Origin of the sequence: Stenotrophomonas sp. MH181796 (assembly GCF_009659995.1) — a bacterium.
Taxonomy (GTDB): Bacteria; Pseudomonadota; Gammaproteobacteria; order Xanthomonadales; family Xanthomonadaceae; genus Stenotrophomonas; species Stenotrophomonas riyadhensis.
Genome location: NZ_RAHU01000002.1, coordinates 133254 through 149053 on the forward strand (window position 1 = coordinate 133254; position 15800 = coordinate 149053).

Sequence of the window (15800 nt, forward strand, 5' to 3'; positions counted from 1 at the left end):
CGCGCACTTCCTGAAGAATTCAGGTTGCGACCGCGCCGGCTCCATCCCATCGACGCGGCAGGACCGCCTCGAACACCACCTGCCCGGCCTCGTTGCGTGCGCCGATACGACCGCCATGGGCGCGGACGAACTGATCCACGATGTACAGGCCGAGACCCAGGCCCTTGCTCTGGTGGAAGCTGGCCTTGAACGGCTCGAACAGCCGCGGCAGCAGCGCGTCATCGATGTGGCCGGCATTGCTTACCCGCAGCACGACGGTGCGGGCGTCATTTCCATCCAGCTGCACCTGCGCCTCGCTGCCATGGGTCAACGCGTTGCCCACCAGGTTGGCCGCGATCTGGCCCAGGCGATCCATATCGCCCTGCAGCCGGGTATCGCCGACGACGTCCAGGCGGATGCGCTCATGGCCATGGGCGCTGCCCGCTTCGGCGATCACCGCGTGAGTGACCTCGCGCAGGTCACAGGCGGTCGCCTGCAGTCGCAGGCCGCCGCTGCGGATACGCGAGAAGTCCAGCAACTGCTCCACCATCCGCGCCATGCGCAGGGTGCTGGCCTCCAGGAACTGCAGCGTCTGCTGTGCCCCCGTATTGTCCTCCGGCAGCTCCAGCGCCAGCTTGTCCGCACACAGCAGGATGGCCGACAGCGGCGTACGCAGGTCGTGGGTCAGCACGGCGGCCATCGTCTCGTTGAGCTTGAGCGCGCGTTCCAGCGCCTCGTTGCGCGCCTTCAGCAGCTGCCGCTGCTGGTACAGCTCGATGAAGACATTGACCTTGCTCAGGATCACCTGCGGCGCCACCGGCTTGTGCAGGAAGTCGACCGCGCCGGTTTCGTAACCCTTGAACGCACGCAGCGGATCGTCCGGCGAGGCGGTCAGGAAGATGATCGGTACCGTGCGGCTGCGATGCGAACCGCGCATCAGCTCGGCCAGGGTGAAGCCATCGATCTCCGGCATGTGCACGTCCAGCAGGGCCAGTGCAACCTCGTGCTCGAGCAGCAGCTCAAGCGCCTGCGCGCCGGAACCGGCCAGCAGCAGATTCACGCCCTCGCGCTGCAGCAGCGCCTGCATGGCCACCAGGTTCTGCGGCACGTCATCGACGATCAGCAGGTTGACCGGGGACTGCGACTGCGCAGGGTCCGGTGGCAACAGGTTCATGCAAACAACTCCTTCAGGCGACGACACATCAGTTCAAGGGGCAGCACGGCATCGGCACCGGCGCGCTGCAGGGCGGAGGCCGGCATCATCGATGCCTCGGCCTCCTCGGGACATTGCAGCCAGGCACGGCCACCGGCGGCGCGTACCGCGGCCACGCCTTCACTGCCATCGCTGCTGGCACCGGTCAGCAGCAGCGCCAGTACCTGCGCACCGAACACCGCGGCGGCCGATTCGAACAGCGGGTCGATGGCCGGGCGCGAGAACAGCACCGGCGCATCCACCGAGAGCGCCACCGAGCCGGCATCCTCCACCAGCAGGTGGTAATCCGGAGGCGCGAACGTCACCATGCCCGGCTGCAGCGGTTGCTTGTCCTCCGCCTCGCGCACCGGCAGCGCGCAGTACGGCGCCAGCACCTCGGCAATGCGGCTGGTGCGATCACGCGGCAGGTGCAGCACGGCCAGCACCGGCGCCGGCAGCCGGGCCGGAAGTGCACCCAGCACCGCCTGCAGCGCGGCAACACCTCCTGCGGAGGCGCCGACCACCACCACCGCAGGGCGAGACTGCACCGCCATCAGGAAATCTTCCGGTACAGGCGGTGCTCGCGCGAGCAGACCTCGAAGGCGTCATGGTGGCATCCGAACTGCAGCGATTCCTTGCTGCCAAGACCGAGGAAGCCTCGATGCACCAGCGCCTCACGGAACAGGCCGACCGCGCGGTCCTGCAGGTCGCGGTTGAAATAGATCAGCACGTTGCGGCACGACACCAGGTGCACTTCGGAGAACACGGTATCGGTGGCGAGGCTGTGGTCGGCGAACACCACGTTGCGGCGCAGCTGACGGTCGAACACCGCGCCGTCGTAGGCCGTGGCGTAATAGTCGGACAGTGACGCCGTGCCACCGGCCGCCAGATAGTTGCGGCTGAACTGCGCCATCCGATCGATGCCGTAGGCCCCTGCTTCGGCAGTGGCCAGCGCCGCCGGGTTGATGTCGGTGGCATAGAGGATGCTGCGTTCAAGCAAGCCCTCCTCGTGCAGCAGGATCGCCAGCGACCACACTTCTTCGCCGGTGCTGCAGCCAGCCACCCACAGTTTCACCGATGGATAGGTGCGCAGCACCGGTACCACCTGCTCGCGCAGCTCACGGAAGTACGCGGGGTCACGGAACATCTCCGAGACCTGCACGGTGAAGAACTGCATCGCCTGCGCGAACAGCTCCGGCTCGTGCAGCAGGCGATGCTGCAGGTCGACCAGGCGCTCGCACTCGTAGCGCTGCATGGCCTGGTGGATGCGTCGCCGCAGCGACGACACCGCATAGCTGCGGAAGTCGTAGTGGTAGCGCTGGTACAGCGCCTCCAGCAGGACCTTCAGTTCCAGGTCGAACAGCGCCTGTTCATTCATTGCCGCGAGCACCAGACCCGGCACAGCGAAACCAGTTTGTCGACGTCGATGGGCTTGGCGATGTAGTCGTTGGCGCCGGCCTGCAGGCAACGCTCACGGTCGTCCGGCATCGCCTTGGCGGTCAACGCGATGATCGGCAGGTCCTGCAGATGGCGCTGCGCACGGATCTCACGCATCGCCGCCAGGCCATCCTTCTCCGGCATCATGATGTCCATCAGCACCAGGTCGACCTCGCGTTCGGTCAGGCGATCCACCGCTTCCTGGCCGTTGCGTGCGATCTCCAGGGTCACGCCCAGCGGCTCAAGCACGCTGGACAACGCGAAGATGTTGCGCACATCGTCCTCGGCCAGCAGCACAGTCCGGCCGTCGAGCACGGTGTCGCGACGGCGGGCCTCGCGCAGCAGGCGCTGCTGGTCGGTGGGCAGGCTGGCTTCCACGCTGTGCAGGAACAGGGTGACCTCATCCAGCAGGCGCTCGGGCGAGCGCGCGCCCTTGATGATGATGCTCTTGGAGTAGCGGCGCAGGCGCTGTTCTTCCTCGCGGCTGAGCGCGCGGCCGGTGTAGACGATCACCGGCGGGAAGCCGACGTCATCGTTGCCGGCCATGTGCTCGAGCAGGTCGTAGCCACTGCCATCCGGCAGCGACAGGTCCATCACCATGCAGTCGAAGGTGACCGTACTGAGCTGTTCCAGCGCACCGGCCAGGGTGCCCACTGCGACGATCTGCAGCTGCTCGCGGCCCAGCAGCAGTTCCAGGTTGTGGCGCAGCTCGCTGTCGTCCTCGACGATCAGCAGGCGCCGCACGTCGCGCTGGCTGGTCTGTTCCAGCTGCTCGATGGCCGTCACCAGCCGCTCGCGCGTGGTCGGCTTGATCGCAAAACCAATCGCGCCCAGCTCGCGCGCCACCTGGCTGCGATCCATCGCCGAAACCACGTGCACCGGGATATGCCGGGTATCGGGGTTGCGCTTCAGGCGCTCCAGCACGCTCAGGCCGGACACGTCGGGCAGGCCGATATCCAACAGGATGCCGTTCGGGCGCAGCTCGCTGGCCAGGGTCAGTGCCTCTTCGGCGGTCCCGGCCACCACGCAGTCGAAATCCAGTTCATGCGCCAGGGCCACCAGCGCTTCGGCGAACGTGGCGTCGTCTTCCACTGCCAGGATCAGGCGCCCGGCACGCTGGCGGCGGCCACGGTCATCGGCCACGTTGGCGGTGACCGGCGCCACGGATGCAACGGTCGGTGCGACAGCGGCGCGCGCAGCGATCGGCGGCGCAGGCTGCGGCGCAGGCGCTATTGAGGCGGCGGCAGGCACTTCGCCCGGTTCCGAAACCGGCGCGCCCTGCAACGGCAGTTCCAGCATGAAGCAGCTGCCACGACCCGGTTCACTGTCGACCTGGATGCTGCCACCCATGCGCTCGGCGAGGTCGCGCGAGATCGACAGGCCCAGGCCGGTGCCACCGTAGCGGCGGCGGGTGCTGCCATCGGCCTGGCGGAAGGCTTCGAAGATGACCTGCAGCTGCTCGCGGGCAATGCCGATACCGCTGTCGCAGACCTCGAAACGGATGCGTCCTTGACCGCCCGCACGCACGTGCAGGCTGACCTTGCCATGCTCGGTGAACTTCACCGCATTGGCCAGCAGGTTCTTCAGGATCTGCTGCAGGCGCTGGCTGTCGACCACCAGCTGGCTCGGCGCCAGCGCATCGGCCTCGATCTGCAGGGCCAGGCCCTTCTGGCGCGCCATCGGTTCGAACGTCTCACGCAGGCGTTGCAGCACGCTGTCCACCACCACCACTTCGTCCGCCAGCTCGACGTGGCCGGCCTCGATGCGCGAAAGGTCCAGGATGTCGTTGATCAGCGCCAGCAGATCGTTGTTGGACGACAGGATCGCGCGCGCATACTTCACCTGTTCTTCGGTGAGCGTGCCGTCCTTGTTGTCGGCCAGCAGCTTGGCCAGGATCAGCGAGCTGTTCAGCGGCGTGCGCAGTTCATGCGACATGTTGGCCAGGAACTCGGACTTGTAGCGCGAGGTGGCGGCCAGTTCGTTGCTGTTGCGCACCAACTGGCCCTGCGCGACCAGCAGCGCCTGCTTCTGCGCCTCCAGCTCGTGGGTACGCTCCTCCAGCTGGACGTTGCTCTGTTCCAGCTCGGCCTGCTGTTCTTCCAGATGGGCCTGCGAGTGCTGCAGGCTGCGGCTCTGCTCTTCCAGCTCCTCGTTGGCCACGCGCAGCTCTTCCTGCTGGGCCTGCAGCTCCTCGCCCTGGCGCTGCGATTCCTCCAGCAGCACCACCAGCTGTGCACGCAGCAACGAGGCCCTCAGGGCCATGCCGATGGTCTCGGCGCAACGCTCCAGCAACTCACGATCCAGCTCGCGCTGCTCGCCCACCCGCGCACGGCCCAGTTCAATCACACCAACCACGGCGCCATCACTGCTGATCGGCGCCAGGATACGTTCGCGCACCGGCAGCCGGCCCAGGCTGGTCTGCAGTTCAAGCATCACTGCATCATCCCCGTGCAGGTGACGCACGCGTTCATCACGGGCCACCTGCCCGGCCAACCCCTCCTGCAACGCCAGCGACGCCGGCATGCCGGCTGGCAACGCCAGACCGCCGGTCAGCTGCAGCCGCCCCCCTTCCAGGCGGTAGATGGCACCGACCTCAGCCTCCAGCTGTGCGCCCAGGCTGGTCGCGGCCGCCTCGGCGATCTGCTCCGGGCCCAGGTCGCCCCGCAGGCTCATCGCCACCGCGTTCTCGGCTTCCTGCAGCCACAGTGCACGCATTGCCTCACGCCGTGCCTGGATGGCACGGGAAACGATCAGCGCGATCATCAGGAAGGCGCAGCCACCGATGCTGCGATTGACGAACGAGAACGCCGAATTGGAGCTGGCCGGTGCAACGTTGTAGCCAACGATCAGAAGAATGCAGGCGACGATAGCTACGATGAACGGCGCCCGCGCACTGCGCTGGAACACCGTCACGCCCACGGCCAGGAAATAGGCCAGCCACACCGCGTAGCCCAACGGCACCACCAGCTCCAGCGCGATGGTCGCCGCCAGCAGTACGGCGGAGGTCATCCAGATCCAGCGGTCACGCGTGGTCGCACCAGGACGCATGCAGGTCGGTTCCAGAGGCAAAGGGTGGGTGATGGTACTCCGTGTCGCATTCAGCCGCACAGGACCTATGGCACGTGCTCGTCGTGCACGCATCCTTCACGCTGCACTGCCTAGCTTCACGTCCCTCTCAGGGGTAACACTTATTTCCACGTGGACGCTGCCGCTTCTACGACGTCCGTGCTGACGGACCCTTCCCGACAACTGCGACTGCTGATCGACAGCGTGCGCGACCATGCGCTGTACCTGCTTGATCCCGAAGGCATCGTCTGCAGCTGGAACCCGGGCGCCGAGCGCATCAAGGGCTATTCAGCCGATGAAGTGGTCGGCACGCACTTTGGCCGTTTCTATCTGGCTGCCGATCGCGAAGCCGGCGAACCGCAGCGCCTGCTCCGCCTCGCAGCGCAGCAGGGCCACGTTGCCAGTGAAGGCTGGCGGGTGCGCCGCGATGGCTCGTCTTTCCGTGCCAGCGTGGTCATCGAGCCGGTCGTCGAAGCAGGCGAGCTGCTCGGCTTCGTCAAGATCACCCGCGACATCACCGAGCAGTGGCAGGCACAGCGGCTGCTGCGTGATGCCCAGCGTGCGCTGCGCAATACCCAACAGTTCGAGACCGTCGGCCGCCTCAGCCGCGGGCTGTCGCACGAGTTCAACAATCTGTTGACCACCATCGGCAACGCCCTGGACCTGCTGTCCCTGCGCGTGAACGGTGACGATGCACGCGCCGCCGAGCTGCTTGATGCGGCGCAGACCGCGACCGATCGTGGTGCGCTGCTGACCCGCCAGCTGCTGGCCTTCAGCACCGGCCAGACCCTGATCCGCGAACCACTGGATATCAATGCGCTGATACGGCAGTGGCTGCCGGACCTGCAACGCGCCTGCCCGCCCACGGTGGTGCTGGATGCCCAGCTGGCGCCCGGCCTGCCTGCGATCAACACCGATGCGCTGCAGCTGCAGACGGCGCTGGCCAATCTGGTCGCCAATGCCGCGGATGCTACCCTTGAAGGCGGCCGCATCCTGATCGGCACTGCACTGGAGCATCGTCTCGATCCGGATGCGGACTCCACGCTGCAACGTGGCTATGTCACCCTCAGCGTCTGCGATGAGGGCCACGGGATGGCCGCCGACATCGCCGAACGGGCGACCGAGCCGTTCTTCACCACCAAGGACATCGGCAAGGGCAGCGGCCTGGGCCTGAGCCAGGTGTTCGGATTCACCACCCAAAGCGGCGGCTTCGTCGACGTGTCCACCACGCCCGGTGTCGGCACCACGGTCAGCCTGCTGCTACCCGCAACAGAGGAATCACTCCATGACCGATGACCCGATCCGCGTTCTGATGGTCGAAGACCAGACCGATCTTCGCGAGATGATCGGCCTGGCCCTGCGCGATCTCGGCATCGAGGTGGCCACCACTGCCGATGGTCACGAGGCGGCGGAACTGCTCAAGGGCGAAGCGCGCTTCGACGTGGTGTTCAGCGACGTCAGCATGCCCAACGGCATGTCCGGCATCGAGCTGAGCGAGCACGTGGCACGCGAGCAGCCGCAGGCACGGATGATCCTGTCGTCCGGCTACGCCCGCTCGCAGCTGCCTCCGCTGCCCGAGCAGGTCGAGTTCCTGCCCAAGCCGTATCGCCTGCGCCAGCTGGTGCAGCTGCTGAAGCAGGCATAAGCGCACCTGCATCCAAGAGCTAGCGGGAGGCTCATCCCTTCATCGCCCCCTGCTGGAACGACGCCAGCAGCGTGGAGGCGGCCATGGCCGGGGCCAGCCGACCGCGTGCGAGTGACCAGGTGATGCCGTAGAAGCAGGTCCAGTAGAAATCGGCCAACCACACCGCACTGAACTCGACGTTGAACACGCCGGCCTTCTGGCCGCGCAGGAAAAACGCCTCGAAACGCTCACCGATCGGCGCCCAGCGCTCCGGCAGCAGATGCAGGTCACCCTGGCGCTGCTGCTCTTCCATCATCCGCGCGAACAGCAGCGTCACCAGCTCCCAGTCCGCCAGCAGCGTGGCGGTGACCTGCTGCAGTACCTGCCGTGCATCCGCACCATCGTCGAACCAGACCGCCGCCGCTTCCACGCGCTCGAAGCCGGCCGCGAACAATGCCTCGTCGATCGCCTCCCGGGTGGGCGCAAACCGGTACAGGGTCGCGCGACTGATACCCGCCCCCCGCGCCAGTTCGTTGAGGGTGCAGCGTGGATGGCTGACCAGGGTGGCCGCCAGCGCGTGGGGCAGGTCGCGGCGGGTACGTGCTGCGGCAGGTCGCATGAAAGCGCTGAGGAGTGGGTTCGCCCTCACGCTAGCATGAATCACCAATTAATAGACTGAATCAAAGATGATTCATTCGGATCACTGATGCGCTAAAACGGGAATGCGTCCGGTGCACCCGGGTCGGTGCACGGCAGGGAACGCGTCACAGGCATCGAAGGAGACAACGCCATGCTGCATCCACTACGCGACATCGCTGTGCTGTTCGATGCCAGCGACACCGGGCACCGCGTTCTGAACATCGCCGCGCACCTTGCGCAGGTACAGCAGGCTCATCTGGTTGCGGTCTCCACCGCACAGCATCCCACCGACATTGCCAACGGCTTCGCGCGCGGTGCCGGCATCGCCGCCGCTCTCGACCACGAGGCGCGCGCGGATGCCGCCTGCACCGCACAACTGATGCAGAACCTGCGTGCCGTATCCGAGCCGCTGCAGATCAGCAACGAACTGCGCATCGTCTCGGACTATCTGGGCGGCGCCGACCTGGCCCTGCAGTCGCTGTACTGCGACCTGATCATCGCCGGCTATCCGCGCACTCCCGGCGCCCCTTCTGGCTGGCACCCGCTGGGAACGCTGCGCCAGACCGGCGTGCCGATGCTGCTGGTGCCACCGCATTGGCATGGCGACCAGGTCGGCCGTCGCATCGTGGTGGCCTGGAACGCCAGCAAGCAGGCACGTCGTGCGGTGGCCGACGCACTACCGTTGCTGGCGCGCGCACAGGCGGTGCACCTGCTGATGGTCGACACGCCCAAGGCCGAGGCCGCACCCGGCGCCGAGATGGCCCAGCATCTGTCGCGGCATGGCGTTGAAGTGGAGATCCAGGCGATCAGTTCAAGCCAGGGCGGCGTTGCCGCGACCATCCGCCAGCACGTGCTCGATGCCGACGCCGACCTGCTGGTGCTGGGCCCCTACAGCCGCAGCCGGGTGGTCGAGCGTGTGCTCGGCGGGGTCACCGAGGATCTGCTGGCCGAAGTACCGGCGCCCTTGTTCGTGTCGCACTAGTACCGCCCTGCCCTGCCCGGCGATAGCCGGTCAGCGACTGCCCGGTGTGCCGCCGGAAGTAGCGGCACAGGTAGGATGCATCCTCGAAGCACAGGCGCTCGGCGATGCGACCGATCGGCAATTCGCTGTAGGTCAGCAGCGCCTTGATTTCCAGCACCACCTGGCGATCAATCAACGCCTTTGGCGTTTCGTCGAAGCACTCGCGGGTCAGCTGCGAAAGATAGAACGGGGTGATGCACAGCGCGTCGGCATAGGACTGCACGTCGCGCTGGCGCGTGCTGCGCTCACCGACCAGTTCCCAGAAATTCCAGGCCAAGCGCTCGCGTCGGCTGACCTGCGCCACGGCCACACTGCGCGCCGGCAACAGCGTTGCGAATTTGAGGAAGAACGTCTGCAGCAGGTTGCGCAGCATCACGTGACGATAGCGGCCGCCATTGTGCTGCGCATCCATCAACTGCTGCAGCCAGCCCTGCAGCAGCGGCACGTCCAGCGGCGACGGCACGCAGTGGGGCTGATCGTGCAGGAACTTGAACAGTGCATTGGGAAGCACATAGGCCACCTCCGATGCCAGCGCCTTCGGCATCAGGCAGACCATCACCACGAAGCCGCGTGAGCGCTGCCGCAGCAACGCCAGCGTGTCCTCGGCCAGCACCAGCACATCGTGCCGTTGCACCGCCACCTCGCGGAAGTTCAGTGCAAAGCGCGCTCGTCCGGACACGCACACCAGCACCGCCAGGTAGGCATGCCCGAATGACAGTGGTATGCCCTGCCCTTCGGCCAGTGTGCTGACCTCCAGGCGCATGGATTCGTCCTGATCCAGAAGCTGGGGTATGCGGTCCATGGGCCGTTCCTACTGGATTCCGGGACACAGCATAGCGGGCCTTCGTGCCATGTTGTGAAAAGTACCGAAATCATCAAGGTCCCGCTCTGTGCCCGCGATGCTTCGGGGCCTAGTCTGAACGTCCTTTCTGCTTCTGGAACTGCCATGCAGCTGTACACCGAACGCTTGATTCTTCGCCCCTGGCGCGACACCGACGCTGCTGATCTGTACGAGTACGCCCGCGACCCGCGGGTAGGACCGATCGCTGGCTGGCCGGTGCACACCAGCGTCGAGGAAAGTACCGAAATCATCCGCACCGTCTTCAACCGGCCAGAGGTCTACGCGCTGCAGAGCCGCGAGGACGGCCACGCGATCGGCTGTGTCGGCATCCTGATCGGCACCGACAGCAACTTCGAGATCAGCGATCGAGAGGGTGAGATCGCCTACTGGATCGGCGTTCCGTACTGGGGCCGCGGGCTGGTGCCCGAAGCGGTGCGCGAAGTGATGCGGCACGCCTTCATGGACCTGGAGCTGGACGCGCTGTGGTGCGGCTACTTCGCCGACAACCTGCAATCGCTGGCCGCGCAGAGCAAATGCGGTTTCCAGCATCACCACACCGAAATCAACAAGTTCAACAGCTTCCTCGGCGACTACCGAACCGAGCACATCAGCCGCATCACCCGAGAACAATGGTGTGCCCTGCAGGCCGCCTTGCCGGCCTGAGCAGAGTTCAGGCCAACGTGCGCTGCATGAACAGAAGTTCTTGCGTCGAGGACGCCTCCACTTGCTGGAAACCAAGGTCACGGTACAGGGCCGCGGCGGCTGTGTTGTCACGATAGACGCGCAGCGTGAGGCGCTGCACACCGGCTCCGCGCATGGCCTGTGCACTCAAGGCCTGCATGAGCAGCCGGCCAAGGCCGCGCCCGCGTGCCAGCGGGGAAACAATGATGCGACCCAGGTGCGCGGTGCCGGCGCCGGTCATCCAGTACTGGCCAAAGCCAAGGCACTGGCCCTGCTCGTCCAGCAGTGCCCAGCCCGGCCGCGACCCGAGTTCGAGCACCTGCGCGAACCGTTCCGGCGGCAAGGGAAACGGCACGCCGGGGCCCGCCCAGCGCTGGGTGGCCACGGCGGAATCAAGCCAGCCGGCGATGCTGGCGTAGTGCGAAGGCTGGACAGCGTAAAGGTTCGGTTCCATGACGCTCATGGTGCGCCATTTGCACTGGGCAGACACGCTGCAGGACGGCACTTGAGTTTTGTCATAGGACAATAAACAATGCCAGGCGTCCAGCCCATTCCCCTCTCGGGAGATTCCATGTTCAAAGGCCTCAGCGCGTTTCCACTGACCCCACTCTCTGAAGCAGGTATCGACTTTCGCGCGTTTACCGGCCTGGTCGAGCGCCTGGTCGATTCCGGTGTTGATTCGATGGGCGTCCTTGGTTCCACCGGCAGCTATGCCTATCTGCAGACGCATGAACGCAAGCGCGTGTTGCGCGAAGCCCTGACACACGCCGGAGGCGTACCGGTCATCGCCGGCATCGGTGCATTACGCACCCGGGATGTGCTGGAGCTGGCCCTGGATGCCGAAGATGCCGGTGTAGCGGGCCTGCTGCTCGCGCCCGTGTCCTACCAGCCCCTGAAGGACCATGAGGTGCAGGCGCTGTTTGAGACGGTTTGTGCGGCGGTGCGCACGCCGATCTGCGTCTACGACAACCCGGGCACCACGCACTTCCGCTTCACCGATGCACTGCATGGCCGGATTGCCGCGCTGCCCAACATCGCTTCGATCAAGATTCCGCGCCTTGCTGATGATCCGGTTGAGGCTGCCACACGTGTCGCGGCATTGCGCGCCAGCGTCCCTTCGCATGTGACGCTGGGCGTCAGTGGCGACGCCTCGGCGGTGCGTGGTCTGCTGGCGGGATGTGATGGCTGGTACTCGGTGACAGCAGGGATGTTCCCAGAGGTTGCGCTGCAGATCGTGCGGGCCGCGGGAAACGGCGATGAGAAGGGTGCGATTGCCCAGTCCGTACGACTGGCGCCGCTGTGGTCGCTGTATGACCGCTTTGGCGGGATTCGCGTCATGGCCTGCACGGCGGCCCTGCTGGGGTTGTGCGGCGAGGACTGCCTGCCGTTGCCGTTGCAGGGGCTGCATGGTGGCGAGCGCGAGGAGGTGGCGGCGGTGCTGGGTGGTTTGGGGTTGTTGTCCAACAACTAGTCAAATCTTGCCACCTCCGGTGGCAGACGCCCCCAACTGACCCAAGCACTGACGAAATCGCCGCTGCTAGCCCCCGGAATAACCTTCAGTCCACTCGCTCAGGTCTAAGTAAAATACGCCATCTGGCAATAAGGACTTCGCTCACAACCTGTATTTTTTCGAGGACACTTCTACGCGACAGCATCGCAGGAAGTTCAATGCATCGATAACTGACAAGGCAAGCGATGAGCAGTGGAAGCAACAAAGTTGCAGTCAAAGCCCAGTGCGAGGCGGGCGAGAGATCTGCAAAGGCAACCGCACCTAAACCCTTGTAGGCAAGAAAGAGTACAAATCCGTGCAGGAGATAGATGCCATAGGACAGCTCACCCAAAATGGCTGAAACCCGAAGTGTAAGCAATCCGAACAAGGTGTTACCGCAGGCAATCGCCGCAAAGAAAACCGACCACAAGACGACTGCCGCTGGATGCCGAGCTGAATCGAAACAGGCAACCGACAGGATCATGCACGAAGCCGCTAGAATCGAGCCCCACTTCCCACGAAGAAAGCTCACAACGGCCATTCGAGTTGTTGCGTAGTACGCGGCGACACCACCGACAAAGGGCAACATCAGCACCCAGCTCAATCGGACAGCCGCATACGCCAGACCAAGTGCCGACAGCAGCAGCAATCCGCGCCGGACACGCTGACGCATGAAATACGCCAACAGTGGCAATACCGAATACCAAACCCATTCATAGGGAAGCGACCAAACGACTCCGGCCATGATGTAGCGGGTTCCAACAACACCATTGATATCAGGCGCCCCGAGAACAGTGAACGAGAACCATTGGATCACACCCACCCCAAACCGGAACAACGGGTCGACAAGGTGGAAGTCACTCTCGATCAAGACCAGAAGCAGCAACAGCACAACGCAGATCGCGTAAAGCGGCAACATACGCAGGACTCTGCCGACGTACAGCCTCGTCCAATCAGTGACGCCACTGGCAATTTGTCGATAAAAGAGATAGGCCGAAATCATGAAGAAGAGGGCAACTGCGGCCTCGCCAAGTTGCGCGTACAAGGCGGAGGCGGGAGCCTTCCACTCCCCACTCCTCGCGTAGACATACCAGATGGATGAGTGGTGGACGAACACACCTAGGGCAAGCAGCCCCCTGAGCCCATCGATTGAAGTAGCACGTCCCTTGGAGTCCGGTAGCGGCACGAACCTCCCCAGTGGCAAAGCACACAGCAGTGCGAGCAGGGCAATTCCAGCCGGCACGAAAGGCGAATAAAGATCGATCGACACCAAGCCACCCAGAAGCAAACAAAAGAATGCATGGGCCGGAGCAAGCGCCCTCGAAAATCCATATCCGACCGCAAACACATGCAGGCAATGGCAGCCATTCCGCTGCCCCCACCCCATTCCAGGATCTGAACGGCAAACTCCCCCAAGTTACCCGGCCTGGCTGGTGACCCCGGCCCGATTCGAACGGGCGACCTTCCCCTTAGGAGGGGGACGCTCTATCCAGCTGAGCTACGGGGCCATTGGCAGCGGCACAGGATACCGCGTTCAGCTGAATGGACCAAGCGCGCGTCGTGCTGCGAAGCGCTCGGACTCGATATGCTGGCCCGCCGCGACCCGTTGTGAACTGGATGTCCGACGCCTGGCGAACCCTCTCCGCCCTCGGCGACAGCCGCTGGCTGCTGCCGATGGCCTTGGTGCTGCTGATCACCCTACCCCGCGCAGATGTAAGCCTGAAATGGCGATGGCTGCTGGCCATCGCCGTCACCGCCGGCGTCACGCTTGCCTCAAAGCTGGCCTTCATGGGCTGGGGAATTGGCATCAAGAGCGTGCACTTCACCGGTTTCTCCGGGCATGCCGCGATGTCCAGTGTCATCTATCCGGTCGTTGGTGTACTGCTTGCCGGCCCCGGCAAGCGCGCTCGGACGTTCGGCGTGGTCATCGGTGTGCTGCTGGCCACCGCCATTGCCTGGTCACGAATCCCGCTGCATGCACATAGCCTGTCGGAAGTCGTTGCCGGGCTGGCACTTGGGCTGAGCTGCAGCACATTGGCACTGCGCACCGCATCACCCATCGGTCGCCCGCCTGCGATGGCTGTTGTCGCTGCCGTAGTTGCGGGGACGGTCCTACCCTTCACCCTGCCCGACCTTCATACCCATCAGCTCGTGATCGCACTGGCGAAGTTCATCTCCGGCAGGTCTGAGATCTTCCAGCACTTCTGAGAATCGCCAACATGACTCCACATTTCCTTCACGTTCCTTGACAGGGCAAATGAATAGCAGCCAACATAGCGGTGGAAAAATTTCCCTCACGGAGTAGGAGACCCCGTAGATGAAGAAGATGATTGCTGCCCTGGCCCTGCTGGGCCTGTCCTCGCCGGTGTTTGCTCAGGAAGTCCCGGCTGCGGAGGCCTCGACGGAGGGGGCGGTTGCGACCACCGCCGCCGGCGCCGAGGCCGCAGGCATTTCCACCGCCGCCATCGTCGGCACCAGCGTCATCGCTGTGGCAGCTGGCGCAGTGCTCTACAGCGTGGCTGGCGACAGCTCCAGCGGCGAGCGCGACAACGGCGGGAACGATGGCACTGGCGGTACGGGTGGCACTGGCGGTACCGGTGGCACCGGCGGTACGGGTGGCACCGGCGGCACCGGCGGCTGATCCAGGCCGAGCCTGCCCCAAGCCCTCGCCGGGCTCCGGCGAGGGTTTTTTATGCCCGAATTTCTCTCGATATGGCCATGACCAAGAAGCACTTTCGAATCGCTGCCGCGCTGCTGGCGGCCTCAGTCCTGCCCGCCTGCATGTGGTCCCCCGGGCAACATCTGCGCAGCTCCGAACTGATCCGCTCCCAGACCAGCGACGACGGTCAGCTGCAGTTGGTGCCGATCACTGCCAAGCTCATCGCGATGGATGCCGCGTCCGAAAGTGAGCAGTCACTGCCCGAAGCCCTTCTGAATTATGTCCCCGGCCAGTACCGCATCGGCATCGGCGACTCCCTGTACATCACCGTATGGGATCACCCGGAACTGACCGTGCCGGCGGGCCCCCAACAGACGCCGAATCTGGCCGGGCGCACCGTGCAGAGCGACGGCTCGTTCTTCTATCCCTACATCGGCGTGGTCGAGGCCGATGGCAAGACCCCCAGCCAGGTCCGCGAAGAAGTAGCACGCCGCCTGGCCAAGTACATCGAATCGCCGCAAGTGGACGTCTCGGTGCTGACCTACGCCAGCAAGCGTGTATGGGTAACCGGTGCAGCGCAGCAGTCAACGCCGGTGACGCTCGGCACGGCACCACTGACCCTGTCCGATGCGATCAGCCAGGCCGGCCTCAGTTCGGCCGGAGCCGACCTGTCCGGCGTGCAGCTCAGCCGTGACGGTGCCAGTTACACGATCGATCTTGAAGCACTGGCATCCCGCTATGGCGGTCGTCAGATCTACCTGAAGGACGGGGACTCGATCTACGTGCCCTTCTTGGATCGCAAGGAGATCTTCGTTGTCGGCGAAGTCGGGCAGCCCGGCGCCTTCAGCTTCCGCACAGGCGACGTGACACTGAACCAAGCCATCGGCCGTGCGCGCGGACTCAGCCAGACCACCGCCAACGGTAAGTCCGTCTACGTCATCCGCGGATCGCGCAATCTGCTGGAGCAGCCCTCGGTGGTCTACCAGCTTGACGCGCAGTCACCGGCCGCATTCGCTGTCGGCAGCCAGTTCCACCTGGTTCCTGGCGACGTGGTGTTTGTCGGCGCGGCCGGCGTGACGCGCTGGAGCCGCTTCGTGAACCAGCTGCTGCCGTTCACCTCGATCCTGAGCAATGCTGCAAGCGCACGCAACGATCTGAGCAACTGATATGCG

Annotated in this window: 16 protein-coding genes and 1 tRNA gene; 8 read left to right on the plus strand and 9 right to left on the minus strand. The window is 64.8% G+C overall.

Features of this window, described 5'->3' with window-relative positions:
* Nucleotides 1–19: 19 nt before the first annotated feature.
* Genes D5301_RS04385 through D5301_RS04400 form a run of 4 tightly spaced genes read right to left on the minus strand, consistent with a single transcriptional unit; the run spans nucleotide 20 to nucleotide 5656 of the window.
* Nucleotides 20–1153, minus strand: a complete 1134-nt coding sequence (locus D5301_RS04385) for a hybrid sensor histidine kinase/response regulator (RefSeq protein WP_153854937.1) — start codon at nucleotides 1151–1153, stop codon at nucleotides 20–22.
* Nucleotides 1150–1725, minus strand: coding sequence for a chemotaxis protein CheB (locus D5301_RS04390; protein ID WP_153854938.1), 576 nt, complete (start codon nucleotides 1723–1725; stop codon nucleotides 1150–1152). Before D5301_RS04390 ends, D5301_RS04385 begins: the two co-directional genes overlap by 4 nt.
* Nucleotides 1725–2549: a CheR family methyltransferase gene (locus D5301_RS04395; RefSeq protein ID WP_153854939.1), complete on the minus strand. Its 825-nt coding sequence runs from the start codon at nucleotides 2547–2549 to the stop codon at nucleotides 1725–1727. Before D5301_RS04395 ends, D5301_RS04390 begins: the two co-directional genes overlap by 1 nt.
* Nucleotides 2546–5656, minus strand: a complete 3111-nt coding sequence (locus D5301_RS04400; protein ID WP_153854940.1) for a response regulator — start codon at nucleotides 5654–5656, stop codon at nucleotides 2546–2548. Before D5301_RS04400 ends, D5301_RS04395 begins: the two co-directional genes overlap by 4 nt.
* Nucleotides 5657–5833: 177 nt before the next feature.
* On the opposite strand from D5301_RS04400, the gene D5301_RS04405 reads away from it, so the two are divergent.
* Nucleotides 5834–6970: a PAS domain S-box protein gene (locus tag D5301_RS04405; protein WP_324187263.1), complete on the plus strand. Its 1137-nt coding sequence runs from the start codon at nucleotides 5834–5836 to the stop codon at nucleotides 6968–6970.
* A complete protein-coding gene (locus tag D5301_RS04410) occupies nucleotides 6960–7319 on the plus strand; it encodes a response regulator (protein ID WP_057500964.1) in 360 nt (119 codons plus the stop codon). Before D5301_RS04405 ends, D5301_RS04410 begins: the two co-directional genes overlap by 11 nt.
* A gap of 31 nt (nucleotides 7320–7350) precedes the next feature.
* On the opposite strand, the gene D5301_RS04415 is transcribed toward D5301_RS04410, so the two are convergent.
* Nucleotides 7351–7917, minus strand: coding sequence for a TetR/AcrR family transcriptional regulator (locus tag D5301_RS04415; RefSeq protein ID WP_153854941.1), 567 nt, complete (start codon nucleotides 7915–7917; stop codon nucleotides 7351–7353).
* 171 nt (nucleotides 7918–8088) lie between these two features.
* On the opposite strand from D5301_RS04415, the gene D5301_RS04420 reads away from it, so the two are divergent.
* Complete coding sequence (locus D5301_RS04420) at nucleotides 8089–8919, plus strand: universal stress protein (protein WP_153854942.1); 831 nt, start codon at nucleotides 8089–8091, stop codon at nucleotides 8917–8919.
* On the opposite strand, the gene D5301_RS04425 is transcribed toward D5301_RS04420, so the two are convergent.
* A complete protein-coding gene (locus D5301_RS04425; protein ID WP_153854943.1) occupies nucleotides 8867–9760 on the minus strand; it encodes a helix-turn-helix domain-containing protein in 894 nt (297 codons plus the stop codon). The two genes, D5301_RS04420 and D5301_RS04425, sit on opposite strands and share 53 nt — an antisense overlap.
* A gap of 144 nt (nucleotides 9761–9904) precedes the next feature.
* On the opposite strand from D5301_RS04425, the gene D5301_RS04430 reads away from it, so the two are divergent.
* Complete coding sequence (locus tag D5301_RS04430) at nucleotides 9905–10462, plus strand: GNAT family N-acetyltransferase (RefSeq protein ID WP_153854944.1); 558 nt, start codon at nucleotides 9905–9907, stop codon at nucleotides 10460–10462.
* A gap of 7 nt (nucleotides 10463–10469) precedes the next feature.
* Here D5301_RS04430 and D5301_RS04435 read toward each other — a convergent pair whose 3' ends face one another.
* Nucleotides 10470–10934, minus strand: a complete 465-nt coding sequence (locus D5301_RS04435; RefSeq protein WP_153855224.1) for a GNAT family N-acetyltransferase — start codon at nucleotides 10932–10934, stop codon at nucleotides 10470–10472.
* Nucleotides 10935–11051: 117 nt separating this feature from the next.
* Here D5301_RS04435 and D5301_RS04440 point away from each other — a divergent pair, with 117 nt between their 5' ends.
* Nucleotides 11052–11951, plus strand: a complete 900-nt coding sequence (locus D5301_RS04440; protein WP_153854945.1) for a dihydrodipicolinate synthase family protein — start codon at nucleotides 11052–11054, stop codon at nucleotides 11949–11951.
* Between the two features lie 85 nt (nucleotides 11952–12036).
* On the opposite strand, the gene D5301_RS04445 is transcribed toward D5301_RS04440, so the two are convergent.
* Both D5301_RS04445 and D5301_RS04450 read right to left on the minus strand, forming a co-directional pair.
* Nucleotides 12037–13239 carry an acyltransferase gene (locus tag D5301_RS04445; RefSeq protein WP_194936605.1) on the minus strand — a complete coding sequence of 401 codons (1203 nt, stop codon included), beginning with the start codon at nucleotides 13237–13239 and terminating at the stop codon, nucleotides 12037–12039.
* A gap of 161 nt (nucleotides 13240–13400) precedes the next feature.
* Nucleotides 13401–13477, minus strand: a tRNA-Arg gene (locus D5301_RS04450).
* Nucleotides 13478–13586: 109 nt separating this feature from the next.
* On the opposite strand from D5301_RS04450, the gene D5301_RS04455 reads away from it, so the two are divergent.
* From D5301_RS04455 to D5301_RS04465, 3 genes are all read left to right on the plus strand, one after another.
* The gene (locus tag D5301_RS04455) at nucleotides 13587–14177 is read left to right on the plus strand and encodes a phosphatase PAP2 family protein (RefSeq protein WP_153854947.1); all 591 of its coding nucleotides are present in this window, start codon (nucleotides 13587–13589) and stop codon (nucleotides 14175–14177) included.
* 109 nt (nucleotides 14178–14286) lie between these two features.
* The gene (locus D5301_RS04460) at nucleotides 14287–14610 is read left to right on the plus strand and encodes a hypothetical protein (protein ID WP_153854948.1); all 324 of its coding nucleotides are present in this window, start codon (nucleotides 14287–14289) and stop codon (nucleotides 14608–14610) included.
* Nucleotides 14611–14687: 77 nt separating this feature from the next.
* Nucleotides 14688–15794 (plus strand): polysaccharide biosynthesis/export family protein, encoded by a 1107-nt coding sequence (locus D5301_RS04465; protein ID WP_153854949.1) that lies wholly within the window; start codon nucleotides 14688–14690, stop codon nucleotides 15792–15794.
* Nucleotides 15795–15800: the final 6 nt, after the last annotated feature.